Source organism: Janthinobacterium sp. SUN100 (assembly GCF_030397705.1).
Taxonomy (GTDB): Bacteria; Pseudomonadota; Gammaproteobacteria; order Burkholderiales; family Burkholderiaceae_D; genus Janthinobacterium; species Janthinobacterium kumbetense.
In genome coordinates this window covers 671844-698173 of the sequence record NZ_JAPUBU010000003.1, presented here as the reverse complement: position 1 = coordinate 698173, position 26330 = coordinate 671844, and the positions used below count along the sequence as shown (strand labels likewise).

Here is a 26330-nt window from a genome sequence, read left to right as displayed (position 1 = left end):
GCAACACTGTCAGGGTCAACCACTTTCCCCTCCCTGCCATGACCACCAGCTGCCCAGCCGTTCCTGTTCCTGTCCCCGCCACCGCGCCCGCGCTGGGCGATGCCCACCGCTGGAAGGTGCTGGCCGTCGGCGTGGCGGCCAATGCCAGCTTTTCCGCCGCCGCCAACGGCATGCCCACGACGGCCATCTGGCTGCGCAGCGGCTATCACCTGAGCAATACGCAACTGGGGGTGGCGCTGGGCGCCATGGGCCTGGGCGTGGCCCTGACAGAATTGCCATGGGGCATGGCCACCGACCGCTGGGGCGACCGCCCCGTGCTGCTGACGGGCTTGCTGGGCACCATGCTGGCCCTATTGGCCTTGCTGCTGTGGATCACGCCCGCTGACGGCGCCGTGCCGCCGTTATGGGCGCTGGCGGCCGGGCTGGCGCTGGTCGGCGTGCTGGGCGGCAGCGTGAATGGCGCCAGCGGGCGCGCCGTGATGCGCTGGTTTGGCGCGGGCGAACGGGGTTTCGCCATGAGCATCCGCCAGACGGCCGTGCCGCTCGGCGGCGGCCTGGGCGCCCTCGTCCTGCCCAGCCTGGCGTCACGTTACGGCTTCATGCCCGTGTTTGGCGCCCTGGCCCTCGTATGCGGCCTGTCGGCGTTTTTTACGTGGCGATGGATGCATGAGCCCGATTTCTCTGCCGAGGCCGCCACGGGGCCGCAAAACGCGTCCACGGGCCTGATGGGGATCAAGCCGCCTCCGCCGCTGCAAGGTCCAATCAAAAACCGCAAAGTCTGGCGCATGGTGGCCGCCATCGGCTTGCTGTGCGTGCCCCAGTTTGCCGTGCTCAGCTATGCCACCGTCTTCCTGCACGACCATGGCCGCCTGGGACTGGCCGCCATCACGGCCGTGATGGTGGCCCTGCAGGCGGGCGCCATGGTGATGCGCATCTGGAGCGGACGCCACACGGACCGCCACGCGAACCGGCCCGCCTATCTGCGCGGCTCGGCCCTGGTGGCGCTGGCGTCGTTCATTGTGCTGGGATGCATCGCCTGGCTGCAGGCGCCGGGCTGGCTGCTGATGGCCGCCGTGGTGGCCGCCGGCATCGCCGTGTCCGCCTGGCATGGCGTGGCCTACACGGAGCTGGCGACGGAAGCGGGCGGCGCCAACGCGGGCACGGCCCTGGGCATGGCGAACACGGCCGTCTACGCGGGCCTGTTCCTCACGCCGATCGCCATCCCGCACTTGCTGGCGGCCAGCAGCTGGCCCGTCGTGTGGTGGCTGGCGGGGCTGGTGGCGCTGGCTACGCGGCCCCTGTTTCCGAAAGACTAGGGCAACGTCCTGATCCGATAAACGCAGCGCATGGCATTGGCCAGCACATGCTGCTCGCGCACGATGCTGGCGTTCGGTCCCACCACTTCCTGGAACAGCTGCAATTCTGAGCGGCAAAAACCCTGGCAGGTGCGCGCGGCGGCGCAGATGGGGCAGTGGTCTTCGATCAGCAGCCAGTCGTCGCCATCCGCTTCCACGCGCGCCATATAACCCTCTTCATCGCGCACGGCCGCCAGCTGCTGCAAGCGCGTGGGCAAGTCCGGCGCCGAGCACGCCAGCGCATACGCGCTGCGGCTTTCCTCTTCGCGCTGGGTGATCAGTTTATCCAGGCCCGCTTCGCCGAACAGCTGGCGCACGGAACCGATCAGCTTGATCGTCAGCTGCGCATGCGTGTCGGGAAAGCGCGCATTGCCCGCCTCCGTCAAGACCCAGTTCTGGCGCGGCCGCCCGGCGCCCGCCTGCGCTTCCTGGCGCCCCTCGATGAGGCCCGCCGCCACCAGCTTTTGCACTTGCTGGCGCGCCGCCTCGCCCGTCATGTCCAGGGTCTTGGCCAGGGTCGCCGTGGAGACGGGTCCCTTGGTCTTGATGAAATACAGGATGCGCTCCGTCGTTTGCGGCGCCTCTTGATTATCCAAACGTTTACTTGTGTAATTCATTTCACTCAACTATCATGGGGCCAGTTAACCAACTAATTGCTTGCATAATAGGCCGGTAGCTCCCCGCTGTCGAGGAGTTTCCACGTCCGCATGCCGGCAAGGTACTCTTTTGACAGGATTTTCCCATGCAACTGTCTCACTCGATCTGGCTGTTTCACGCCATCCTCGCCACCGGCCTGGCCCTCTGGCTCACCCTGGCCGCCCTCAACAACCTGCACGCCTTCCACGGCGCCGTCTGGGCCATCGGCAACACCATGCGCATGGACCCGCTGCGCCAGGACCCGACCATCCAGACGCCGCTGCTGCGCCGCGCGCTCACGTCCCTGGTCTTGCACCGCCTGAGCCTGTTGACGGTGCTGGCGCTGCAACTGCTGGCCGCCATCGCCGCCTGGACGGGCGTGGCGCTATTGCTCGGCGCATCCCTGACGCAAGCGTTGCCCTGGCTGAACCTGGCCCTGTGCGCCATGGCCGCCTTCCTGCTGCTGATGCACCTGGGCGGCCTGTGGTTCGGTTACTGGATCGCCCAGGAAAGCTTACAGACGACGCACCTGGTGCTGCTGCTGTGGACCCTGGGTTTGTTCTTCCTCTTCAACGCGCAGCGGACCTGACCAGCCTCCGCTGCGCCTCTTCTTCTTTCTCCCTTTCAATGCAGTAAAGGACTTCATCATGAATACGAAACTCGTCGGCGTTTCCGCGCTGGCCATCGCCCTGGCCGTCGCGGGCGCCGCGCTGTACCCGCGCGCCAACTCGCATGCGGCCGATGCCGCCGCCTACCCCGCCACCAAGGTGGCGCTGGTCCCCGTCGTGCTGGGCACGCAGGAACGCTTTTTTGCCGGTGTGGGCGAACTGGAAGCGGCGCGCCAGGTGCAGGTGGCGGCCGAAACGGGCGGGCGCGTCACGCAGATCCGCTTCGAATCTGGCCAGAGCGTGGCGGCCGGCGCCGTGCTGGTACAGCTCAATGACGCCCAGGAACAGGCAATGCTGCTGCGCCAGCGCGCACAGCTGAAAAACGCGGAAAGCAGCCATGCCCGCACCGTGCAGATGGTCAGGGAAAAGGCCGCCACGCAGGAGCAGCTCGATGCGGCGCTGGCCGCGCGCGACGCGGCCCTGGGCGACGTGCGCCAGACGGAAGCGCTGATCGCGCAAAAGACCATCCGCGCGCCATTCGCCGGGCAGCTGGGCATCCGCAAGGTGCACGCGGGCCAGTACCTGAACGCGGCCGACACGGTGGCCAGCCTGATCGACACGAAGGCCTTGCTGGTGAACTTCGCCCTCGATGAGCAGAGCAGCGCAACACTGGCGCCGGGACAGGCCGTGCAAGTGCTGGTGGACGCCTATCCGAATGAAATCTTCACGGCGAAGATCAACGCCATCGACCCGCTGGTCGCCCGCTCGCGCATGGTGCAGGTGCAGGCGGCATTGAGCAATCCCCGCGGTGCGCTGAAAGCGGGCATGTATGCGAACGTGCGCGTGGCCCGCGAGGCTGGCCAACAGCTGACGGTGCCGGAAACGGCCGTGACCTACAGCGCGTATGGCGATACGGTGTTTGTGGCGCAGCAGGAAGGAAAACAGCCGCTCACCGTCAAGCGCGTGGGCGTCAAACTGGGCGAGCGGGCCGGGGGCCGCGTGGCCATCCTCGACGGCTTGCGCGAAGGGCAGCGCGTTGTCGCCTCGGGCCAGCTGAAACTGGCCGACGGCATGGCCGTGCAGGCCGTGGCCAATACCCTGGACGAGGCGAAACGCGCCGCGCCCAGGGCCGGTTCTTGAGGAAAGGCCAGCACCATGAAATTTACCGATTTATTCGTGCGCCGCCCCGTGCTGGCGCTGGTGATCAGCACCTTGATTCTGATGCTGGGCGTGATCGCCATCCTGCAGCTGCCGATCCGCCAATACCCGATGCTCGAATCATCCACCATCACCGTCTCGACCAACTATCCGGGCGCCTCGGCGGAACTGATGCAGGGTTTCGTGACGCAACCCATCGCGCAAGCCGTATCGTCGGTGGAAGGCATCGATTACCTGACGTCGTCGTCGGTGCAGGGCAGCAGCACCGTCACCGTGCGCATGGAATTGAACCGCGATTCCACGCAAGCGTTGACGGAAGTCATGGCCAAGGTCAACCAGGTGCGCTATAAATTACCGGAAGGCGCTTTCGACCCCGTCATCGAGCGCGCGGCCGGCGATTCCTCGGCCGTCGCCTATGTCGGCTTTGCCAGCGAGAGCGTGTCCGCGCCCGCGCTGACGGATTACCTGGCGCGCGTGGTGCAACCGATGTTCGCCACCATCGACGGCGTGGCGAAAGTCGACGTGTATGGCGGCCAGCAGCTGGCCATGCGTTTGTGGATCGACCCGGCGAAACTGGCCGCGCGCGGCTTGACGGCGGCCGACGTGGCCGACGCCGTGCGGCGCAATAACTACCAGGCGGCGCCCGGCAAGGTGAAGGGACAATTCGTCGTCGCGAACATCAGCGTCAACACGGACCTGACCAGCGTGGCGGAGTTCCGCGACATGGTCATCCGCAAGGGCGGCGATGAAAAGGATAGCGCCGCCCTCGTGCGTTTGAAAGACGTGGGCACGGTGGAACTGGGCGCGGCCGCCACGGAGACGAGCGGCATCATGGACGGCGTGCCGGCCGTGTATCTGGGCCTGTCGCCCACGCCCGGCGGCAACCCGCTGGTGATCGTCGACGGCATCAAGAAACTGCTGCCGGAAATCCAGAAAACCCTGCCGCCGGGCGTGAAAGTCGAGCTGGCGTTCGAGACGGCGCGCTTCATCCAGTCGTCCATCGACGAGGTGGCGCACACCCTGCTCGAAGCGCTGCTCATCGTCGTCATCGTCATCTACCTTTGCATGGGTTCCCTGCGCTCCGTGCTGATTCCCGTCGTGACGATCCCGCTGTCGATGCTGGGTGCGGCGGCGCTGATGCTGGCCTTCGGCTTCAGCATCAATTTACTGACCCTGCTGGCGATGGTGCTGGCCGTGGGCCTGGTGGTCGACGACGCCATCGTCGTGGTGGAAAACGTGCACCGGCATATCGAGGAAGGCAAGACGCCCGTGGCGGCCGCCCTGGTGGGCGCGCGCGAAGTGGCCGGCCCCGTGATCGCCATGACGATCACCCTGGCGGCCGTGTATGCGCCGATCGGCATGATGGGCGGATTGACGGGCGCGCTGTTCAAGGAATTCGCGCTGACTTTGGCCGGCGCCGTGGTGGTGTCGGGCGTGGTGGCGCTGACCTTGTCGCCCGTGATGAGCTCCTTGCTGCTGCAGCCAAAACAAGCGGAAGGGCGCATGGCGCGCGCCGCCGAGCATTTCTTCGAAGGCCTCACCAGCCGCTATGCGCGCCTGCTGGACCGCTCGCTGCACCACCGCTGGCTGAGCGCCGGTTTCGCCGCGCTGGTGATGGTCAGTCTGCCGTTTTTGTACCTGCTGCCGCAGCGCGAACTGGCGCCGGCGGAAGACCAGGCCAGCGTCTTGACGGCGATCAAGGCGCCGCAGCATGCCAATCTCGATTACGTGGAACGCTTTTCGTACAAGCTCGATGAGATCTACAAAAATATCCCCGAAACGGACTCGCGCTGGATCATCAATGGCGGCGAAGGCCCGGCATCGAGCATCGGCGGTATCAACCTGACGCCATGGGCCGAACGTTCGCGCAATGCGGCCGTCATCCAGGCCGAATTGCAGCACGCCGTGGGCGACGTGGAAGGCACCAGCATCTTCGCCTTCCAGCTGGCGCCCTTGCCGGGATCGAGCGGCGGCTTGCCCGTGCAAATGGTACTGCGCAGCGCGCAGGATTACGCCACCCTGTTCCGCACGATGGAAGACGTCAAGCAGCGCGCGCGCGACAGCGGCCTGTTTGCCGTCGTCGACAGCGACCTCGATTACAACAACCCCGTCGTCAAGGTGCGCGTGGACCGCTCCAAGGCGAACAGCCTGGGCATCCGCATGCAGGACATCGGCGAATCGCTGGCCGTGCTGGTGGGCGAAAATTATCTGAACCGCTTCGGCATGGATGGCCGCGCCTACGACGTCATCGCGCAAAGCCCGCGCGAACAACGCTTGACGGCGCAAGCCCTGACGCAGCAGTACGTGCGCGCCGACGATGGCAGCCTGCTGCCCCTGTCCGCCGTCGTCTCGGTGACGGAACAGATCGAGCCGAACATGCTGACCCAATTCAACCAGCAAAATGCGGCCACCTTCCAGGGCGTGCCGGCGCCGGGCGTGACCCTGGGCGACGCCGTCGCCTTCCTCGACGGCGTGGCGAAAACCCTGCCGCCCGGCTTCAGCTACGACTGGCAATCGGACGCGCGCCAATTCGCCACGGAAGGCAATGCGCTGCTGCTGGCCTTCCTGGCGGCCGTCGTCGTGATTTACCTGGTGCTGGCGGCGCAGTATGAAAGCCTGACGGACCCTTTGATCATCCTGATCACGGTGCCGCTGTCGATTTGCGGCGCGCTGATCCCGCTGGCGCTGGGCTACGCCACCGTCAACATCTATACGCAGATCGGCCTCGTGACCCTGATCGGCTTGATCAGCAAGCACGGGATCTTGATGGTGGAATTTGCCAACGAATTGCAGGTGCATGAACGGCTGGACCGCCTCAGCGCCATCCGCAAGGCGGCCCAAATCCGCTTGCGCCCGATCCTGATGACGACGGCGGCCATGGTGGTGGGCCTGGTGCCGCTGCTGTTCGCGTCCGGCGCGGGCGCCAACAGCCGTTTCGGCCTCGGCGTGGTGATCGTTTCGGGCATGTTGATCGGTACCTTCTTTACCCTGTTCGTGCTGCCCACCGTGTACACCTTTCTGGCCCGCCGCCACACGGCCGACCATGCCACGCCGCGCGCGCGCGATCTGTCGCACGCGCTGAAGGAATCCCCATGAAAAATTACCGCTATCTCATCTCCCTTTTCCCCCTGCTGGCCGGCTGCGCCGTCAGCCCCGCCTACGTCACGCCGGGCACGCCCGCCATCGCCCTGGCCAGCCCGCAGCAGGCGCAGTTTGCGCCAGGTCAAACGGCTGCCAGCGAAGCCGCCTGGTGGACGTTTTTCGACGATGCGCGCCTGTCGCGGCTGATCGCCAGCGCGTTGACCCACAACCTCGATATCGCGCAGGCACAAGCCAATCTGCTGGCAGCGCGCGCCACCTTCGACGAGCGCCGACTCGACGAACTGCCCGCCGTCACGGGCCGGGCGGGGTGGCAGCGCAGCGTGCAGCAAGATGCGCCAGACAGCCGCGCCGCCGGCACCAGCACGCGCGTGGGTTTCGATGCGCAATGGGAAATCGACCTGTTCGGCCGCCTCGCGCATATCAGCCGCTCGGCGCAGGCGCGCGCCGACGCGGCGCAGGCCGATTTGCGGCAAGTGCAGCTGACGATCGCCGCCGAAGTGGCGCGCAATTACTACGAGGCGCTGGGCTACCAGAAAAACCTGGCGCTGACGCAGGCGCAAGTGCAAAGCTGGCGCGATACCATCGCCCTGATCGATGCGCGCATCCGCGCCGGCAGCGGCTTGCCGGAAGAGCGCCACAACGCGCTGGCCAACCTGGCGCGCAGCGAGGCGGCCTTGCCGCCGTTGCAGGCGGGCTTGCGCCAGACGCAGTACCGGCTCGATGTGCTGAGCGGCCAAGCGCCGGGCGCCATCGCGCTGGCGACAGCACCGCGGCAGCAGGCGCCGCTGGCCGGCCAGCTGCCGCTGGGCGACGTGAACCGCCTGATCAAGCAGCGTCCCGACGTGGTGCGCGCCGAGCGACTGCTGGCCGCTTCCAGCGAAGACGTGGGGGCGGCAACGGCGGACCTGTATCCGCGCCTGAGCCTGGGCGGCTTTTTGGGCTTCTTTGCGCTGCGCGGCAGCGGCGTGTTCGACGGCGGCGCGCGCGCCTTCGACGTGGCGCCTTCCGTCAGCTATCCGGCCTTCCGCCTGGGCAGCGTCAAGGCGCGCTTGCGCGGCACGCAGGCCGAAGCGCAGGGCGCGCTGGCGCGCTATGCGCAAACGATGCTGTTGGCGCAGGAAGAGGTGGAAAACGCCGTTACGCAGCTGGCGGAAAACCAGACGCGATTGGCCTCGCTGCTGGAATCGGCGCGCCACGGCAACGCGGCCCTCGGCATCGCCAGCACGCGCTATGCGGGCGGTGCCGGCAGCTACCAGGCCGTGCTGGAAAACCAGCGCGCCTTGTACGATATCCGGCGCGAAGCGCTGCTGGCGGAAACGGCGTCCTACATCGATGCGATCGCCCTGTACAAGGCGCTGGGATGGGGGCACACTATGTGATCTTTTTAGCTCGGAAAGGCACGCGATGTTCACGCAAGGCAGCTGGCTCAATCCACCGGAAAACTGGTCCGCCGACGGCGCGCAATTGCGCGTGACGACGGACACAAATACGGATTTCTGGCGCAAGACTCACTATGGTTTTATCCGCGACAGCGGCCATTTTTTCGGCACGCAAATCGACGGCGATTTCACGGCGCAGCTGCACGTGGCGGCGCAGTACGCGGCGCTGTACGACCAGGCCGGCATGATGGTGCGCATCGACGAGCAAAACTGGATCAAGTGCGGCGTCGAATTTTCCGACGGCCTGCTCTTATTGAGCACGGTATTGACGCAGGACAAATCCGACTGGGCCGTCAGCAGCGCTCCCGCCATGCCGGACGGTTTCTGGCTGCGCGTGACGGTGGCGCAAGGCGCGATCCGCGTGCAGTATTCGACCGATGGCCAGCGCTGGCCGCTGCTGCGCCTGGCGCCATTTCCCGAGACCGGCAGCTACCGCGTCGGCCCCATGTGCTGCACGCCGGAACGCGCTGGCCTGGAAGTGGTTTTTTCGCGGTTTTCCATCGGCCCGGCGCAGCAAAAAGACTTGCACGATTTGAGCTAGATCAAGCGGTCCACGTCTCGTGCAAATGGCGCCACAGCAGCGTTCCAGCCGGTGTCTTCTCATACACGACGGTCGACAGCCGCTCCGTGTTTTCCGCGCCCGGCAGCGACTGGAACTCACGGTAGGACACGGTGGCGCCGGCCGCGTTGTCCTGGATCAATGCCAGGTCGGAAATACGCATGATGAGGCCCGGACGGCTGCCGCCGGCGCCCTGGAAAAATGCCGTCAAGCCGGCATGATCGAGCTGCTTGCCGGCGGGCGACACCATCGTGAAGCCGGGCGAGAAACGCGCGAGCAAATCGGCGCAATGTTCGGGCGCCGTGGCTACGCCGGAGAGCCACTCGCAAATCAGCACATGCGTGGATAACACGTCGTCAAAACAGGGGGTCGTTGTCTTCATTTTTTTGCTGCTCCATGGTGATGTAAAAGGTCGAGAACGGCGCGGTTATCGATGCGCATGCACAGCGCCAAAGGCAGCACGCACGCGCTGGCGGCCAGCGCAAAACACCAGTGAAAAACCTGCGCCGCGCGCAGGTGCTGGGCGGGGTCGTCCAGCGACGTAATTCCCTGCGCCGCCAGCAAGCCGTTGAGCAGTACGCTGAGCAGCGCCACGCCCAGGCAAAAGCCCAGCTGACGGTTGATATTCCACACGGCGCTGGCCTGGCTCAGCTGCCCGTCGGGCGTGCGCAGGAAGGCCGTGCTTTGCGCCGTGCTGCTGCACAAGCCGCCGCCAAAGCCCATCACGGCATACGCGCCGGCCAGCCAGAACAACTGGCCCGCCGCGTCCACGCGCAGCAACATCAGCATGCCCGCCGCCTGCAGCAGCGCGCCAACGATGAACAGCGGTTGCGGCCCCACGCGGCGATAGCTTTTGCCCGTGAGCGAGATGGCCGCAAACGAGGCCAGCGCCCACGGCAGCATCAGCGCCCCCGCCGTCGACGCCGACATGCCCAGCACGCCCTGCAAATACAGCATGGCCAGCAGGCTCACGCCCATGAAGACGCCCGGCACCAGCAGATACATCAGCATGGCAATGCGCAGCAGCGGTTCGGCGGCCAGGCGCAGGTTCAGCAGCGGCGTGGATTTGCGCAGCGCGCCGCGCACGTAGATCCAGGCGCAGGCGGCGCCCAGCGCCAGCACGCCGGCGCCGGCAAGCAGCTCGCCCGGCGTACCGAGCATGGTCAAGCCCAGCAACAGAAAAAGGATGGCCGTGCTGCCCGCCACAAGGCCGCCCGTGTCGAGACGGGGCACTTGCGCGCGCGGCGGGTCGGGACGCAGCCAGCAGGCGGCCAGCAGCAGCGCCAGCGCGGCAAACGGCACGTTCAAGTAAAAAATCGCCCGCCACGACAGGCTGTCGACGATCACGCCGCCCAAGGCGGGCGACAGGGCGGGCGCCAGCAAGCCCACCAGCATGATGACGGACGACAGGCCGGGCCGCTCGGCCGGTTGATACAGCTGGTAGGTCATGCTTTGCCCCAGCGGGATCAGCAAGCCGCCGCCCAGGCCCTGCACGCAGCGCCAGGCGATCAGCGCCTCGATCGAGGGCGCCAGGCCGGCGCCGATGCTGGCGCATAAAAAAGTTAGCAACGATGCCATGAACACGGTTTTGCTGCCATAATAGGCAGCCAGCCAGGCGCTGGCGGGGATGACGATGGTCAGGCCAAGGATGTAGGCCGTGCTGATCCAGGCCAGCTGCGCCACCGAGGCGTGCAGGGCATGGCCGATGTCGGGATAGGCGACGCTGGTGATGAACATGTTGATCAGGTCGACGAAAAACCCCAGCAGATAGATGGCCGCGACCTTTTTGCGATAGTCCATGGTGCTCCGAATGGCAAACGGCCAGCTTAAGCTTTCATCGCCATTTGCGTAACGGGCCAGCCCCGATTACACTGTCAAAGAAATTTTGACAAACTCCCGCAACCCGCATGTATCCTCATATTTATTTATGATCAGTCTTGACCGTTTGGGTATTTTTATCGCCATCGTCGACGCCGGCTCGCTCACGGCGGCCGCCGCCGTGCTGGGCCAGAGCAAGGCCGTCGTCAGTTTTAACTTGAAACAGCTGGAAGCGGAGCTGGGCGTGTCGCTGCTGACGCGCAGCACGCGCAGCCTGGCGCTGACCGACGTGGGACGGCGCTTTTACGAGGATTGCCAGCGCGTGCTGAGCGAAGCCCAGGGCGCCATCGAGACGGCGCGCCAGGGGCACCAAGGCTTGCGCGGCACCCTGCGCCTGACCACCACCGTCGAGTACGGCAGCCGCACGGTGATCCCCGCGCTGATCGCCTTTGCCGCCGCCCATCCGCAGCTGCAGATCCAGCATTCCTCGTCGTCCTCGCATGAAGACCTGATCTCGGGCGGCTACGACCTGGCCATCCGCATGGGTTCACTCAACGATTCGAGCTACCGCGCCGCGCTGATCGAGCCATATGCGATCTGGCCCGTCGCCTCGCCCGCCTACCTGGCCAGCCTGCCCGGCCGGGACATCGCCACCTTGCCCGACTTGCAGCGCGCGCGCTGGCTGGCGCACAGCCGCCTCGCTATGCCCCTGCGCTGGGACGTGCAGACACCCGACGGTGCCGCCGTCTTCGCCGCGCAGGACGACGCCGCCATCCATTCCGACTCCGCCTCGGCCCTGCTGGGCTTTGCCCTGGGCGGCTGCGGCGTGGCCCTGCTGCCGCAATGGCAGGTGGAAGGGGACGTGCGCGCGGGACGCCTGCGCCGCCTGCTGCCCGACGTCGTCTTCCCGGAACAGGGCGTGTATGCCGTGTATCCGAACACCCAGCATATTGCGGAAAAAGTGCGCGCGTTTATCGACTTCTTGCGCGCCTTCGTGGGCACGCCCGCCTGAGGTTTCACGTGGCGCCACGGCGCCCATGTCACGTCGTCAATACTTGTTGAATACAACGATTTCCAAAGGGCAAACGAGCGCCCATTTCGCTTTTCACGGCCTACACTGGAAGGACGTTGTTCACCGATTGGAGACCATCATGGCACATACATTGGCAGCAGTTTTCGCCGTGCGCGACATGGCCGAGCGCGCCCGGCACGACCTGATCACGGCGGGCTTTCCCGGCGCCAACATCCGCCTGCACGATGCGGGCAGTGACGACTTTTCCGCCACGGAAAACATCCGCCGCGACGACAGCGACAGCCTGCTCGACAGCGTCAAGCATTTCTTCACGGACCTGTTCGGCAGCCACGCCGACCGCCACATCTATGCGGAAGCCGTGCGGCGCGGGCATGTCGTGCTGACACTGGAAGGGGCGAGCGACGCCGATATCCAGCGCGCCACCGACCTCGTCGAGCGCTATGCGCCGCTCGACATCGATGCGCACGCCGAGCACTGGCGCACCGGCGGCTGGCAGGGTGCGCCGCAAGACGACGGCGCGCGGCGCCAGGGCGCCAGCATGCAGCAGGGCGCGTCCGCCGGCAACCTGAACGAGACGGCGGCATCGCAGCAATTTGCGGGCGGCATGGCGCCGCCGTCATCCGGCGCGGGTGCCAACGCGCGCCGCTACCCCAGCGCCGACAACCTGCCGGGCACCAGCTACGACGACGAGCAGTACTACCGCAACCACTGGAGCGCCACCTATGTCGCCACCGGCGCGCGCTTCGAGGACTACGATCCCGCCTACCGCTATGGCCATTCGATGGCGAACAGCGACAGCTACCGGGGCCGCCCGTGGGATGAAGTGGAAGCGGAGCTGCGTTCCACGTGGGAGCACACGTATCCGCAATCGGCGTGGGACAACTTCAAGGCGGCCATCAGACATGGCTGGGAGCGCATCACGTCCTGATGCGCGGCGAGGGGATGGCTCTGTCAGCGCCCCTCGTGCGTGAGCCTGAGGAAGTGGTTCAGGATGTGGAAGTGGTCTTCGAAGAACTGCTCTTCCATGGCCGGCAGGGCGCTCACCGGCACCCACTGCGCCAGCGCCGCATCGTCGGCCGCCGTCACGGCCGGCAGCTGGCGCGTCTTCAAGTCGAAATAATGCGCATGCGTGATGGTGCGCCCCCGCTGGCTGCGGTCCGGATGGTCGAACACGGCCACGCCGACCAGCGCCTCGACCAGGGTGGGCGCCAGCACGCCCAGCTGGGTTTCTTCCGCCAGTTCGCGCAGGGCGCCCTGCAGCAGGCGTTCTCGCGGCTCCAGGAAGCCGCCGGGCAGCGCCCACAAGCCCTTGCCAGGATAGCCGCCGCGGCGCACCAGCAAGACGTGGCCGCCCGTCTGCACCAGCGCATCCACGGTGCAAAAGATGGGCGCATACGGCGCCGTGCGCCAGCGCGCCTTGTACGCTTCGATGGCGCGGTATTCCTGCACCAGCGGCGCGTACCACGGCAATAAGGTCCATGCTTTCAAGTACTGGCCGATGGCTGCCGGCAGCAGCTGCGCCACGGCGCTCAGCGACACGTCCACGTCTTCCGCCTCGAACAGCACGTTGCGGATCGCCGTCGCGCCGATGGGCGCACCGGGATCGATCTCCAGGTTGAGCAACTGCCAGTGCGGGAAGTGGTGCAGGTAGTAACTGGTGGCGTCCTTGAAACAGGCTACCAGGGTGACGCGCTGCACCGCGGGCACGGCGCCCGCCACGGCGCGCCGCACGGCATCGGCCCACAGGCCATCGTCGTAGTAATCGCGCACGGCCACGTAATGCACGCGCGCGCGCTGCGCCTCGGGCAGGGTGGCGGCGATCATGGCGGCCCGCTCCTGCCACGTAAACGGGTTCTTCGGGCTGCGCGCATGGAAGGCGGAACCGAGCACCACCACGACGCTGGCGGCGGTGGCCAGCGCCTTTTGCAGCAAGCCCGCATGGCCATTGTGAAAAGGCTGGAAGCGGCCGATCAGGATGGCCGCGTCGGCAGGATAGGATAAGCTCATGCGTCGTCTCCGGTGGGGTAGTGGGCGGCGATCGGCAATTGACGCCCACTGCCAAACGCGCGCGAACGCACGCGGATGATGGGCGCCGCCTGGCGCCGTTTGTATTCATTGCGGGCAACCATGCCGAGGATGCGCGTCACCAGTGCGCGGCCCTCGTCCGTCTCGCGCAGCTGGTCGACCAGGGTCAAGGCTTGCGCGCTTTCTTGCGCCGGCAGGCGGCGTCCCTCGATATGCCATTTCAAGATTTCATCGAGCACGGGATAGGGCGGCAAACTGTCGGTGTCGCGCTGGCCCGGCGCCAGTTCCGCCGACGGGGGTTTGTCGAGCACGGCGACGGGGATCAGTTCGCGCCCGGCACTGGCGTTGAGGTGGCGCGACAGGGCGAACACCTCCGTTTTATACAGGTCGCCGATCAATCCCAGTCCCCCGTTCGTGTCGCCATACAGGGTGCAGTAGCCCACCGAGATTTCGCTCTTGTTGCCGGTGGTGAGCAGCAGGGCGCCGAAGGCGTTCGAGTATTCCATCAGGATGGTGCCGCGCACCCGCGCCTGCAGGTTTTCCAGCGGCAGCCCCTGCAGCTTGCCATCGAAGGCTTGGGCATAGCCCGCTTCGTATTGCGCCACGATGTCGCGGATGGCATGCGTGTGCAGGACGATGCCCAGGTTGGCGCACAGGGCGACGGAATCGGTGACGGAGCCGGCGCTGGAAAACACGGACGGCATGGTGATGCCCACCACGTTGTCCGCGCCCAGGGCTTCGACGGCCAAGGCCAGGGTCAGCGCCGAATCGATGCCGCCCGAGCAGCCGACGACGACTTTCGTAAAGCGGCAGCGGCGCGCATAGTCGCGCAAACCGAGCACGATCTGGCGGCGCGCAAATTCCACGGCGGGGATACCGTCCGGGTCGGGCACGGGAAACGCCGCGCCGTCCGTGCGCGTAAAACCGCCGTCGGCAAAGCGCAGCAATTGAAAATCCTCGACGAAGCGGGCCGCCTCGAATTGCACGCCGAGGGTGGGGGACATGGCGAACGAGGCGCCGTCGAACACGAGTTGATCCTGGCCACCCACCTGGTTGACGAAGAGCAAAGGCAAGTTCACGCGCGCGCAGGCGGCGCCGAACACGGCATGGCGCTGCGCGCGCTTGCCGATGTCGGACGGGCTGGCGTTGATGCTGACGACCAGGTCGGGCCGCGCCGCGTGCAGGGCGTCGAACGGGTTGACGGCGTAGGCGCGGCCATCGTCGTTCCAGCCATCCTCGCAAATCATGAAACCGACCTTGCAGCCGGCGATATCGAGGGTGCAGGCACCGGGCGGACCCGGCTCGAAATGGCGCCCCTCGTCGAAGATGCCATACGTCGGCAACAGCTGCTTGTAGTATTCGGCCACGATGCGTCCGTCGCGCATCGCCAGCAGCGCGTTGTACAGGGGCTTGCCGACGCCGGGATTCGGCCGCGCCGTGCCGATGACGGTGACCAGCGCAGGCCAGCGCGTGGACGCTTCCAGCAGCTGATCCAGCGCCTGCTGCATGTCGCGCAGGAAGGCGGCGTCCTCGAACAGGTCGCCCGGATAGTACGCGCACAGCGACAACTCGGGGCACACGAGCAGGTCGGCGCCATCGCTGCTGGCGCGGCCCATGCGCGCGATGATGGCGGCACAATTGGCGTCGAAATCGCCCACGGTGGGATTCATCTGGGCGAGGGCGATGGTCAGCATGGCGATCCTTCATTGGTTACGCTTGAAACCACTATCCTGCCTGAAAAATTTTCTGAGCGTACTGATGCAATCGTGCAAGCCTGCCGATCAGGGTGCTACAAGGTCTTGAGCCAGGCCCGCAAGCGCGTGCGCGCATTCGCATAGGGCGACGCCGTATTGAACTGGATCATGCGTCCCATCGTGTAATGCGTGTACCAGGGCTGGCCATACAATTGCGCATCGTCATGGCTTTCAATCAGCGCCAGCAGCTGATCTTTCGCCTGTGCCAAGCGCTGCAGCAAGTCGTCCATATTCAAGTCAGCATAGTCGGCATAGAAGCGCTGCGCCAGTTTTCCCAGAGCGTTCCACGTGAAACCTTCGGCGGGAAAGGCGATGTCCTCGATGCGTTTGCCGTCGCGCAGCTGCGCGTGCCAGTGCAAGACCTGTTCATTCCAGCCGACCAGGTAGGCGAGCAAGTCGCACACGCTCATGCGCGTGCCCGCCACTTGCCCTTCCAGAACGGGTTCCCGCGCCAGCGTGGGCGGCACGCGCGCCAGCTCCTGCATCAACTTGGCATACGTGCTGTCGATGGCGGCTATCAGTGCCTGCTTGCTGTCGGGGATCGCCATCAGGCCGCCTTCACGACCGGCAAGCCGGCCGCCTGCCAATCGTCGTAGCCGCTGCCGAGACGGCGCGCATGCAAGCCGTGCTGGCGCAGGGCCGCCACGGCCTGCACGGACAGCACGCAATACGGGCCGCGGCAATACGCGGCGATTTCTGCATTCTCCGGTAATTCGCCCAGGCGGCGCTGCAAGTCATCAAAGGGAATATTGACCGCGCCGGGCAAGTGGCCGGCCGCGAACTCCTGCGCCGGCCGCACGTCGAGCACGGTGATGCTGGCTTCACGCATGCGTTCCTGCAACTCGTCGCCCGTGATCGCTTCCACGTGGTCACCCCGGCCCAGCGCCTGCAATTCGCTGCGCTGGTGCTGCGCATACACGTCCAGCGCGGCCAGCAGTTGCACGATGGGGCCGCTGCCCAGCCGGTACAGCACGCGCTTGCCGTCGCGCCGCGCCAGCACGAAACCGGCGCGCCGCAACTGCTGTAAATGCTGCGAGGTATTCGCCACGGACAGGCCCGTCAACTCCACCAATTGCTCCACCGCATACTCGCCGTGCACGATCTGCTCGAGCAGGCGCAGGCGCGGCGCGCTGCCTAAAATATGGGCAAACCCGGCGGAACCGGTGAGAAGTTCGATATCGGCATTTTTCATTGACACGATGCTAGCACCCTTATAACATTCAAGCAATCAATTGAATGTTAGGAGCAGCAATGCAAATACTCTGGCTCGATGCGCTGGCGATCGGCGCGGGCGCGACGGCGGTGATGGATGTGTGGGCGGTGGCGTTAAAACGCTTCTGGTGCATCCCCTCGCTGAACTTTGCGATGGTGGGACGCTGGCTGGGCCATCTGCCGCGCGGCACTTTTACCCACGTCAACATCGCCCAGGCGGCGCCCGTGCGCGATGAAGCCATCCTGGGCTGGACGGCTCACTATGCGATCGGCGTGCTGTTTGCGGCCGTGCTGCTGGCGCTGGTGGGTGAGAGGTGGGTGCAAGGGCCGACCTTCGCGCCGGCCCTGCTGGCGGGCCTGGTGAGCGTGGCCGCGCCGTTTTGCATCTTGCAGCCGGGCATGGGCGCCGGCCTGGCCGCCAGCAAGACGCCGCATCCGACGGCCGCCCGCCTGCGCAGCCTGATGGCCCACACGGCGTTCGGCATCGGCCTGTACCTGGCGGCGCTGCTGTGGTCGACGGTCCGTTAGGACGTCAGCGGCGGCACGGGCGCGGGCGCCGGCGCGGCTGCCACCGCCGACATGGCCGGTGCCTCGGGCTGGGCCGGCACCGTGCTCAGCACCATCGTGCTGGGCTTGGCGATCGCGATATGCGCCGCGTCCAGGCGCTTGAGCAGTTCGAACAGCAGCGCGCTGCGGATGCCCGAGGTCAAACGCGGCGACGAGGCATAGCCGGTGGCGTTGAACAGCAACAAGCCATTGTCGATGCCGTCGAGCTGTACGCTGGGCGCCGGCGTGTCGAGCACGTCGGGATTGTCGACAAAGGTGGACAGGATCAGCGCGCGCGCCGCCTGCGCATCCGTGCCCAGCGGCAACGGCAGCTTGACTTGCACCAGGCCCAGCGGATTGGCCAGGGTGACGTTGCGCACCGTCTTGGTGATGAATTCCGAGTTCGGCACGATCACCGTCGAGCGGTCGCTCAGTTGAATTTCCGTGGCGCGCACGTTGATGCGGCGAATGTCGCCCTCCACACCGCCGAGTGACACCCAGTCGCCCACTTTCACCGGACGTTCGGCCAATAAAATCAGGCCGGAGACGAAGTTCTGCACCACCGCCTGCAAGCCAAAACCGATACCCACCGACAAGGCCGACGCCACCCACGCGATGCGTTCCAGGCCGATGCCGGCGGCCGACAGGGCCAGCGCCACGGCCAGCACGCCGCCGATGTAGCCAAACAGCGTGATGAACGACACTTGCATGCCGGAATCAAGGTTGGTGGTCGGCAAATAACTGTTTTGCAGCCAGCGCTTGAACAGGCCCAGCGCAACAAAACCGGCGAGCAACACCAGCAAGGCCTGGATCAGCGCGGCAGGGCGGATCGCCACCTCGCCGATGGCCAGGCCATCCTGCAGCTTGCCGATCCGCTGGAACAGCTCGCCTGGCCCTTCGCCGAACGGCGCCAGCAGCAGCATCAGGGCCAGCAGCACGACGATGGCGCGGCCTATGCCCGACAGCAACACGGCCGCCTGGTCGCGCGCCTTGGGCGTGGCCAGCACGGGGTTGGCCACATCCGGCGGCGGCGGGGTGGAAGCCAGCAGCATGCAGATATCGTCGACCAGCACCGTCAGCAGATAGGTGCTGCACAGCACCACGATGACCCAGGCGATTTGCTTGGCGACAAAGCTGCCGAACGCCACATAGCCGACCAGCAAGCTGATGACGCTGGACGCCAGCGCCAGCCACAGCAGCACCGTGACGCAGCGCAGCCACAGCGGCGTGACCAGGGTGGCGGGATCGGCCTCGCGCAACTGGCGCCAGCAGCGCTCGGCGCGCATCAAGCCGTAGGCGATGGTCGTGCTCATCACCAGGGCGACGATGCAGTTGACGGCCACGGCCGTCGACAGGCCCGCATTGATGACGATGGTGACCCGTTCCGTCGCCCACACGAGCACGACGATGAAGGAAAACATCGATGGAAAATTGCGCATGCGGTGCGCCAGCGCGTCGGGCAGGGGCAGCAAACGCCACGACACGCGCCGTGGCGACAGCAGCGCATGGCCCAGTCCCGCCGTAAAACCGGCAAAACAGATGATGCCGATCAAGCTGCTGAGAAAAGTCGAGGTTTTGTCCGACAGGCCGCCTTCCCAGCGCAAGCCCATGGCCAGCAATTCCGCCACCAGTCCCGGCGTGGCCAGCGCCAGCACCAGCACGGCCAGCGCATGCAAGGAGCGGCGCAAGCGGCCATGCGGCACGCGCGTGGCCGTCACCACCAGCAAGTAGCGCGAAGCCCAGACGCTGGCGCCGATCACGGCCACGATGGCGGCCAGCAAGCCGCCCCAGGCCGACCACGGCGTGGCGCTGGCCGCGTTCGCCAACTCCAGCTCCAGCGCCCGCAGGCGCTGCAAGTTCTGCGGCAATTCCGCATGCAGCTGTTTCCAGAAAGAACCAGCCAAAATCGACGCCGTGCGCTCGCCCAGGCGCGCCTGCAACTGCGCGCGGCGCACCGTCGACACTTGCTCCGAGGCCTGCGCCGCTTCCACGGCCAGCAGGCGCGCCAGTTTCACCTGCGCATCGAGCGCGCTGCTGGTGCGGTCCAGCTGGCTGCGCTGCGCCGCCACGTCGGGCGCATCTTTTACCCCCGCTGCCGGCTTGCCCAGCTCGGCCAGCCGCGCCTGCACGCTCGACAATGTCGGCGCGAGCGCGTCGGCCACCTTGTCCGCTTCGGTGCTGGCCGCCAGCGCATCGGCGCGCATCTGCGACAGGGTCGCGTCATCCAGATCGGCCTCGCCATCGAGCGCCTTCTGGATGCCGGTAATTTGCTTGCGCAAGCCGTCGAGGCGCTGGTCGGCCGTGGCGGCGTCATCGACGGGCTGCGACCAGGCGGGCGGCGCGGATAGCGAGCACGCCAGCAACAATGCCAGCAGGAAAGGGAAGAAACGGAGACGGAAAGAAGTCATGCGGACCTATGCCTGAAAATGAGAAAAACTGCCGGACTGGCGGCGGCGCCGGTCATGGCGTGCCGCCCGGCGGGTGCCTGTCAATATAGCTGAAAACACCGGCAAGCCACAGAATCAGCGGAACTGGCGTGTGCCTCCAGGCGCGACTAGGCATATTGCCCTATGGAAATGTCATTCAAAAAGGTCTAGGATCGTCGTCCGCTTGGCGGCGCGGCACCCATCTGCACGCCGCAGACCTTTTCACCACTCCCTCCGTATTGAGACAGCCATGAAGTTTTTATCCAACCTGACCATCGGCACACGCCTCGCCACAGGCTTTGGCGCCATCGGCGCCATGCTGATCATCATCTCTTGCCTGGGCATCGCCATGCTGGGCAAGATCAACCAGGGCACCGGCCATATCGTGCATGACAGCATGCCGAAGATCGAGCTCGCCAACAGCGTGTCGGCCAACATCAACGACATCGCCATCGCGCTGCGCAACATGATGCTCAGCGCCGATCCGGCCGACCAGCGCAAGCAAACGGACGCCATCCTGGCCGCGCGCCAGGCGGCGGCCGGCAATCTCGGCAAGCTCGCCCGCATGCTCGATTCCGACCGTGAACGCGCCTTGCTGGCCAAGATGAACGACGCCAACACGCGCTATGCGCAGGGGCAGGAAGCCTTGCTTGAACTGATCCGTAGCGGCACGCCGGACGACAGCAGCGCCTACCTGTACGGCCAGCTGCGCCCCGTATTGCTCGTCTACAAACAATTGATTGCTGAACAGATCAGCTTGCAAAATACCCTGGCCAACACGGCGGGCGACAACGCGAATGCCACCTATGCCAACACGCGTACCTTGCTGATCGGCATGTCGCTGGCGGCGCTGGCCATCGCGGCGGCGTTGGCGTATGGCATCACGCGCTCGATCACCGGCCCCGTCACCACGGCGCTGCAGGTGGCCAACACGGTGGCCGCAGGCGATTTGCGCAGCCAGATCACCGTGCAATCGAGCGATGAAATGGGGCAACTGTTGCAGGCGCTCAAGCGCATGAACGACAACCTGGCGCAAACGGTGGGCACGGTGCGCGCCGGCACGGAAACGATCGCCTCGGCCTCGTCCGAAGTGGCGGCGGGCAGCCTGGACCTGTCTGCGCGCACGGAGCAGCAAGCCAGTTCGCTGGAAGAGACAGCGTCATCGATGGAAGAGCTGACGTCGACCGTCAAGCAGAATGCCGACAATGCGCGCCAGGCGCACGTGCTGGCCGACACGGCTTCCGGCGTGGCGCAGCGCGGCGGCGCCGTCATCGCGCAAGTGGTGGCGACCATGCGGCAAATCGATGCCTCGTCGAACAAGATCGCCGACATCATCGGCGTCATCGACGGCATCGCCTTCCAGACCAACATTCTGGCCTTGAACGCAGCCGTGGAAGCGGCGCGCGCGGGCGAACAGGGCCGCGGCTTTGCCGTCGTGGCCACGGAAGTGCGCAGCCTGGCGCACCGCTCGGCCGCCGCGGCCAAGGAAATCAAGACCCTGATCGACGACTCGACCCAAACCGTGGCAGCCGGCAGCGAGCTCGTGCACCAAGCGGGCGACACCATGAGCGACCTGGTCGACAGCGTGCGCCGCGTCACCGACATCATGGAAGAAATCACCTCGGCCAGCGCGGAACAGACGGCCGGCATCGAGCAAATCAACCAGGCCATCAGCGAGATGGACAACGTCACCCAGCAAAACGCGGCCCTGGTAGAAGAATCGGCGGCCGCGGCGGCAGCCATGCAGGAGCAGGCGGCCACCCTGGCACAGGTGGTGAGCGCCTTCAAGCTGGAAGCCGGCGCGCCGGCAAGCAAGCCGGCAATCGCCGCGACAACCGTACCGCGCCAGCAAGCCGTCGCCCTGCGCGTACCGGCCGCCAGGAAAGCTGCACCGGCGGCAACGGCGTCATCCGACTGGGAAGAGTTCTAAGACAGCAACGCCACAGGTGCCTCTCGGCGCCTGTGGCGTCATGCAGCATGGGCTGCTTCCTGTTACGTGACCTGATCCATGTCAATCAACAATCCAGTTTGACACGGTGCGGCTAGGCCGAGAGTTCTCTGCGGATGATGTCTGCGCCGGCACTGAGCGCTTGCAATTTGCCTCTGGCTACCCGGCGCGACAAAGGCGCCATGCCGCAGTTGGTGCTTGGATAGAGTTTGTCGGCATCGACAAACCGCAGCGCCTTGCGCAGGGTGTCGGCCACTTCTTCCGGCGTTTCAATGGTGTTGGATGCCACGTCGATGGCGCCGACCATCACTTTTTTGCCGCGGATGAGTTCAATCAGATCGATGGGCACACGCGAGTTGTGGCATTCCAGCGAGATGATGTCGATATTCGATTGCTGCAGCTTGGGGAACGATTCCTCATATTGACGCCATTCGGAGCCCAGCGTATTTTTCCAGTCCGTATTGGCCTTGATGCCGTAACCATAGCAAATATGCACGGCCGTTTCGCATTTGAGTCCTTCGATCGCCCGCTCCAGGGTGGCAATCCCCCAATCATTGACCTCATCAAAGAAAACATTGAATGCCGGTTCGTCAAACTGGATGATGTCGACGCCGGCCGCCTCCAGTTCCCGGGCTTCCTGGTTGAGGATCTTGGCGAATTCCCAGGCCAGTTTTTCGCGGTTCTTGTAGTGGCTGTCATACAGCGTATCGATCATCGTCATCGGGCCTGGCAGCGCCCATTTGATCGGCTGCGTGGTTTGCTGGCGTAAAAACCTGGCGTCGTCGACAAACACCGGTTTCGGGCGGCTCACGGCGCCAACGACGGTCGGCACGCTCGCATCGTAGCGGTCGCGGATTCTGACGGTCTCGCGTTTGTCAAAATCGACGCCGCTCAGATGCTCGATAAACGTGGTGACAAAATGCTGACGCGTTTGCTCGCCATCACTGACGATATCGATACCCGCCTGCTGCTGTTCCTGCAGCGACAGACGCAAGGCATCCTGTTTGCCTTCGATTAATTCCTCGTCCTGTAATTTCCAGGGCGACCACAGCTTTTCAGGCTGCGCCAGCCAGGAAGGTTTGGGCAAGCTGCCGGCAGTTGAAGTAGGCAATAATTTTTTCATGATGATTGATGTCGTGTATTTGATTAATCAGAGAGCGTAATTGGCAGCCCATTGTTCCAGAATATGCTTGTACGGCTTGATGAAATGCTCTTCCGTATATTTGCCCTGCTTGACGGCCAGCTGGCTGCGCTCTTCCCGGTCATAGACAATTTGCGTGAGCGAGTAATCCTGATTCTTCAGGCTAGGCTGATAAACTTTTCCCGCCGCTGAATTGGCATTGTAGATTTCGGGCCGATAGATCTTTTGAAACGTTTCCATCGTGCTGATGGTGCCGATCAGCTCAAGATTGCTGTAGTCGCCCAGCAAGTCGCCGATAAAATAGAAAGCCAGGGGGGCGGCACTGTTTGGCGGCATGAAATAGCGAACTTGCATCCCCATTTTTTCGAAATATTCATCCGTCGATGAAAATTCATTCTGTTGATACTCGACGCCCAGGATGGGGTGCTGATTTTCAGTGCGCTGATAGGTCTTGCTGCTCGAGGCGCTGATGCAGATAACGGGCGCCTTGTTGAAGTGTTCCTTGTAAGTATTTGACCTGACAAAGTGCTTGAACAGCTTGCCATGAAAATCGCCGAAATCCTCCGGTGCGCTGAATGCAGATTGATTGTTGTTGTGCTCTGGCAGCAACACGCTGAAGTCGTAATCGCGGACGTAAGAGGAGAAGTTATTTCCTGCAATGCCGGCGATGCGTTCGCCGGTTTTTTTGTCGATGATGGTCGGCTTTAATATCTCGATCAAGGGGATATTGCCGCCTTTGACATCAATATTCAATTCGACGGAAATGATTTCAAGCTCGACAGAGTAGCGGTCCGCCTTCGGGTTATCCCAATGCGCCAGGCTGTTGAAACGGCTGTCGATCATTTTCAGGGTGTTGCGCAAGTTCTCCTGGCGGCTCGTTCCCCTGGCCAAATTGGCAAAGTTGGTCGTCAGGCGGGTATTGTCCGATGGATGATAGTTCTCATCGAAAATAATGCTTTTGATGCTGAATGCAAAATCTTTGCTCATGGTGATCTGGTGTCCTGAATTCTGCGAAAGGATGAATGGGGTAATTGCTTGGTGACCGTGGCGATGCGTATCAGGCTGCGACCACCTCTTCAGCGGTGACCGGGTTCGCATGGCGCGTCAATGCGATCAATGGCAATGCCCGTTGCACGGCCAGCGCGGCCCGCTGGATCAGGGCCTCGTCCTGCACGCGGTAGTCGGCGAAATCCTTGTCGGTGGCATACACGCCCAGCGGCAATGTGCGCGCCTGGAAAAAGCTGAACAGCGGACGCAACTGGTGGTCGATCATCAGGGCATGGCGCTCGCTGCCGCCGGTGGCCGCCAGCAGGACGGGCTTGTCGATCAGGGCATCCTGATGAATGAAGTCGAAGAAATGCTTGAACAGTCCCGTGTAGGAGCCGCGGTAGACCGGCGTTGTCACCACCAGGATGTCGGCTTGCTCGACGGCAACAAGTTCCTGTTCCACCGTCTCAGGCAGGTGGGAGCGCCAGACCGCGCCGGCCAGCTGGGGTGCGAGCTGGCCCAGTTCGACCAGGCGTTGTTCGCACAGCACTTCCTCGGCGATCAGGTCCATCAGGTGCTCTGCCAGGGCGGCCGCCTTGGAAGGGCGTTGCAGCCCGCCGGAAACCGCGACTAAACGAAGTGGACGTGTCATGTTTGCTTTCATGTGGATGGATGCGCCAGGGCCGTAAAAGTGCAGGCAACAAGGGGATCGATGATAGCGGCGGGAATCGATGAAGTATAATGGTCTTATTTCATACATCCATGAACATGGCTCATCTCAATGCTTGAACGCATCCACCTCAGCATCGTCCAGCAGGTCGAGAAACAAGGGTCGCTGACGGCCGCCGCAGGCGTGCTGCACCTGACCCAGTCGGCCCTGAGCCACAGCATGAAGAAGCTGGAGCAGCAACTGGGCACCGACGTCTGGCTGCGCGAAGGGCGCAACCTGCGCCTGACGCAAGCCGGCCAGTATCTGCTGGCGGTGGCGAACCGGGTGCTGCCGCAACTGGACCTGGCCGAAGAGCGCCTGGGCCAGTTCGCGCAGGGCGAGCGCGGCGCGCTGCGCATCGGCATGGAATGCCACCCTTGCTACCAGTGGCTGCTGAAGGTTGTGTCGCCGTATCTGGCCGCATGGCCCGACGTGGATGTGGACGTCAAGCAGAAGTTCCAGTTCGGCGGAATCGGCGCGCTCTTCGGCTACGAGATCGACTTGCTCGTCACGCCCGACCCGCTGTACAAGCCGGGACTGACGTTCGAACCCGTGTTCGACTACGAGCAAGTGCTCGTCGTGGCCAAGGGCCATGCGCTGGCCGCGGCGGCCTATGTGCAGCCTCAGCAACTGACGCAGGAAGTGCTGATCAGCTACCCCGTGGACATCGAACGCTTGGATATCTATAACCAGTTCCTCTTGCCGGCCGGTGTCACGCCCAAGCGCCACAAAGCCATCGAGACCACCGACATCATGCTGCAGATGGTGGCCAGCGGCCGCGGCGTGGCCGCCCTGCCGCGCTGGCTGGTCGAGGAGTACGCGGCCAAGATGGACGTGGTGCCTGTGCGGCTGGGCGCGCGCGGCATCGCCAAGCAGATTTTCCTGGGGGCACGCGAGACGGACACCGCCATCGACTACGTGCGCGCCTTCATCGCACTGGCGCGCCAGCCTGCCAGCGCCAGTGCGCAGTGACCGCAGCGACGCCATGGGTCATCTCTTGATGCATCCCGCTCAGCTCGGGTCCGCTGGCCACATCGCGCACGCCTATTCCCTGGAAGTCAGTGCGAAGGACATGCCGGCGTTGAGCGCGGCGGCGCCGCGGATAGCGCCCGCGTCCACCATTGCCATTCCCTACCTGCCGCGCGAGGACAACGCCGCGCGGCTGGCCGCGGCCCGCACCGTGCGCGCGCTCGGCTTTGAACCCATGCCGCACCTGTCCGCGCGCCGGATTGCCTCGTTCGCCGAGTTTGAGTCATTCGTCCAACGCGCGGTCGCCGAAGCAGGCGTCGAGCGCTGCTTCGTGATCGCCGGCGATCCATCCGCCGCGATGGGGCCGTTTTCCGACAGTGCCGCGCTGATCGACACAGGCGTGTTCGAGCGCGCGGGCATGAAGGTGATCGGCGTGGGTGGTCATCCGGAAGGCCATCAGGTCATGAGCAAGGCCGAGCAGTGGGATGTGCTCGAACGCAAGTGCCGCAGCATCGCGCAGCGCGGCATGACGCCCTTGATCGTCACGCAGTTTGCGTTCGATGCCGACATCGTGTTGACGTGGCTCAAAGCGCTGCGCGAGCGGGGCATTGACCATCCCGTGCGCGTGGGCGTGCCGGGTCCCGCCAGCATCGCGGTGCTGGCCCGCTATGCTGCATTGTGCGGCGTCAGTGCATGCGCATCGATGTGGTCCAAGTACGGCGTGTCCATCGGCAAGCTGTTCGGCACGGCGGGGCCGGATCTGTTTGTCGAGCGCCTGGCCGCCGGCCTGACAGCGGCACACGGCGAGGTCAGCCTGCATTTCTTTCCCTTCGGCGGCATCGCACAGTCCGTCAAGTGGATCGAGCAGTACCGTTCCCGCGCCCACCCGGCCCCTGGCTGACGAG

General features: G+C 64.8%; 23 protein-coding genes. 12 read left to right on the top strand and 11 right to left on the bottom strand.

The window, feature by feature from the left end:
- The first annotated feature begins 38 nt into the window (after nt 1-38).
- A complete protein-coding gene (locus O0881_RS19645) occupies nt 39-1316 on the top strand; it encodes an MFS transporter (RefSeq protein ID WP_289912602.1) in 1278 nt (425 codons plus the stop codon).
- Here O0881_RS19645 and O0881_RS19640 read toward each other — a convergent pair.
- On the bottom strand, nt 1313-1972 hold the full coding sequence (locus O0881_RS19640) for a MarR family transcriptional regulator (protein ID WP_289912601.1): 660 nt from the start codon (nt 1970-1972) through the stop codon (nt 1313-1315). The genes O0881_RS19645 and O0881_RS19640 overlap by 4 nt on opposite strands.
- 125 nt (nt 1973-2097) lie before the next feature.
- Between O0881_RS19640 and O0881_RS19635 the strand changes: the two genes are divergently transcribed.
- The 5 genes from O0881_RS19635 to O0881_RS19615 are packed head-to-tail and all read left to right on the top strand — an operon-like array spanning nt 2098 to nt 8839.
- Nucleotides 2098-2580 carry a DUF2165 family protein gene (locus O0881_RS19635; protein WP_289912600.1) on the top strand — a complete coding sequence of 161 codons (483 nt, stop codon included), beginning with the start codon at nt 2098-2100 and terminating at the stop codon, nt 2578-2580.
- A gap of 58 nt (nt 2581-2638) precedes the next feature.
- Complete coding sequence (locus O0881_RS19630) at nt 2639-3739, top strand: efflux RND transporter periplasmic adaptor subunit (RefSeq protein WP_289912599.1); 1101 nt, start codon at nt 2639-2641, stop codon at nt 3737-3739.
- 15 nt (nt 3740-3754) lie between these two features.
- Nucleotides 3755-6853, top strand: a complete 3099-nt coding sequence (locus tag O0881_RS19625; protein WP_289912598.1) for a MexW/MexI family multidrug efflux RND transporter permease subunit — start codon at nt 3755-3757, stop codon at nt 6851-6853.
- Nucleotides 6850-8238, top strand: a complete 1389-nt coding sequence (locus O0881_RS19620) for a TolC family protein (protein ID WP_289912597.1) — start codon at nt 6850-6852, stop codon at nt 8236-8238. The genes O0881_RS19625 and O0881_RS19620 overlap by 4 nt, the downstream gene beginning before the upstream one ends.
- Before the next feature lie 25 nt (nt 8239-8263).
- Nucleotides 8264-8839 (top strand): DUF1349 domain-containing protein, encoded by a 576-nt coding sequence (locus O0881_RS19615; protein WP_289912596.1) that lies wholly within the window; start codon nt 8264-8266, stop codon nt 8837-8839.
- Between the two features lies 1 nt (nt 8840).
- Here the strand turns inward: O0881_RS19615 and O0881_RS19610 are convergent, their stop codons facing one another.
- Both O0881_RS19610 and O0881_RS19605 read right to left on the bottom strand, forming a co-directional pair.
- Nucleotides 8841-9239, bottom strand: a complete 399-nt coding sequence (locus O0881_RS19610) for a DUF4440 domain-containing protein (RefSeq protein WP_289912594.1) — start codon at nt 9237-9239, stop codon at nt 8841-8843.
- Nucleotides 9236-10657, bottom strand: coding sequence for an MFS transporter (locus tag O0881_RS19605; RefSeq protein WP_289912593.1), 1422 nt, complete (start codon nt 10655-10657; stop codon nt 9236-9238). The genes O0881_RS19610 and O0881_RS19605 overlap by 4 nt, the downstream gene beginning before the upstream one ends.
- A 127-nt stretch (nt 10658-10784) precedes the next feature.
- On the opposite strand from O0881_RS19605, the gene O0881_RS19600 reads away from it, so the two are divergent.
- The gene (locus O0881_RS19600; protein ID WP_289912592.1) at nt 10785-11687 is read left to right on the top strand and encodes a LysR family transcriptional regulator; all 903 of its coding nucleotides are present in this window, start codon (nt 10785-10787) and stop codon (nt 11685-11687) included.
- Between the two features lie 139 nt (nt 11688-11826).
- Nucleotides 11827-12636 (top strand): hypothetical protein, encoded by an 810-nt coding sequence (locus O0881_RS19595; RefSeq protein ID WP_251349619.1) that lies wholly within the window; start codon nt 11827-11829, stop codon nt 12634-12636.
- Between the two features lie 23 nt (nt 12637-12659).
- On the opposite strand, the gene O0881_RS19590 is transcribed toward O0881_RS19595, so the two are convergent.
- From O0881_RS19590 to O0881_RS19575, 4 genes are all read right to left on the bottom strand, one after another.
- Nucleotides 12660-13715: a bifunctional nicotinamide-nucleotide adenylyltransferase/Nudix hydroxylase gene (locus O0881_RS19590; RefSeq protein WP_289912590.1), complete on the bottom strand. Its 1056-nt coding sequence runs from the start codon at nt 13713-13715 to the stop codon at nt 12660-12662.
- Nucleotides 13712-15427, bottom strand: coding sequence for an NAD+ synthase (locus O0881_RS19585; protein ID WP_289912589.1), 1716 nt, complete (start codon nt 15425-15427; stop codon nt 13712-13714). Before O0881_RS19585 ends, O0881_RS19590 begins: the two co-directional genes overlap by 4 nt.
- A 95-nt stretch (nt 15428-15522) precedes the next feature.
- Nucleotides 15523-16035: a ClbS/DfsB family four-helix bundle protein gene (locus O0881_RS19580; protein WP_289912588.1), complete on the bottom strand. Its 513-nt coding sequence runs from the start codon at nt 16033-16035 to the stop codon at nt 15523-15525.
- A complete protein-coding gene (locus O0881_RS19575; protein ID WP_289912587.1) occupies nt 16035-16679 on the bottom strand; it encodes a metalloregulator ArsR/SmtB family transcription factor in 645 nt (214 codons plus the stop codon). The genes O0881_RS19580 and O0881_RS19575 overlap by 1 nt, the downstream gene beginning before the upstream one ends.
- A gap of 59 nt (nt 16680-16738) precedes the next feature.
- On the opposite strand from O0881_RS19575, the gene O0881_RS19570 reads away from it, so the two are divergent.
- Nucleotides 16739-17227: a DUF2938 domain-containing protein gene (locus O0881_RS19570; RefSeq protein ID WP_289912586.1), complete on the top strand. Its 489-nt coding sequence runs from the start codon at nt 16739-16741 to the stop codon at nt 17225-17227.
- Here the strand turns inward: O0881_RS19570 and O0881_RS19565 are convergent.
- Nucleotides 17224-19653 (bottom strand): DUF3772 domain-containing protein, encoded by a 2430-nt coding sequence (locus O0881_RS19565; RefSeq protein ID WP_289912585.1) that lies wholly within the window; start codon nt 19651-19653, stop codon nt 17224-17226. The two genes, O0881_RS19570 and O0881_RS19565, sit on opposite strands and share 4 nt — an antisense overlap.
- A 268-nt stretch (nt 19654-19921) precedes the next feature.
- Here O0881_RS19565 and O0881_RS19560 point away from each other — a divergent pair, with 268 nt between their 5' ends.
- The gene (locus O0881_RS19560) at nt 19922-21601 is read left to right on the top strand and encodes a methyl-accepting chemotaxis protein (protein WP_289912584.1); all 1680 of its coding nucleotides are present in this window, start codon (nt 19922-19924) and stop codon (nt 21599-21601) included.
- A 112-nt stretch (nt 21602-21713) separates the two neighbouring features.
- Here the strand turns inward: O0881_RS19560 and O0881_RS19555 are convergent, their stop codons facing one another.
- The 3 genes from O0881_RS19555 to msuE form a co-directional block, all read right to left on the bottom strand.
- Nucleotides 21714-22742 (bottom strand): methionine synthase, encoded by a 1029-nt coding sequence (locus O0881_RS19555; RefSeq protein WP_289912583.1) that lies wholly within the window; start codon nt 22740-22742, stop codon nt 21714-21716.
- A 27-nt stretch (nt 22743-22769) separates the two neighbouring features.
- The gene (locus O0881_RS19550; RefSeq protein ID WP_289906017.1) at nt 22770-23747 is read right to left on the bottom strand and encodes a DUF1852 domain-containing protein; all 978 of its coding nucleotides are present in this window, start codon (nt 23745-23747) and stop codon (nt 22770-22772) included.
- A gap of 70 nt (nt 23748-23817) precedes the next feature.
- Complete coding sequence (msuE, locus tag O0881_RS19545) at nt 23818-24399, bottom strand: FMN reductase (protein ID WP_289912582.1); 582 nt, start codon at nt 24397-24399, stop codon at nt 23818-23820.
- Nucleotides 24400-24528: 129 nt separating this feature from the next.
- On the opposite strand from msuE, the gene O0881_RS19540 reads away from it, so the two are divergent.
- Together O0881_RS19540 and O0881_RS19535 are read left to right on the top strand one after the other, a co-directional pair.
- Nucleotides 24529-25428, top strand: coding sequence for a LysR family transcriptional regulator (locus O0881_RS19540; protein ID WP_289906015.1), 900 nt, complete (start codon nt 24529-24531; stop codon nt 25426-25428).
- Between the two features lie 13 nt (nt 25429-25441).
- The gene (locus O0881_RS19535) at nt 25442-26326 is read left to right on the top strand and encodes a methylenetetrahydrofolate reductase (protein ID WP_289912581.1); all 885 of its coding nucleotides are present in this window, start codon (nt 25442-25444) and stop codon (nt 26324-26326) included.
- Nucleotides 26327-26330: the final 4 nt, after the last annotated feature.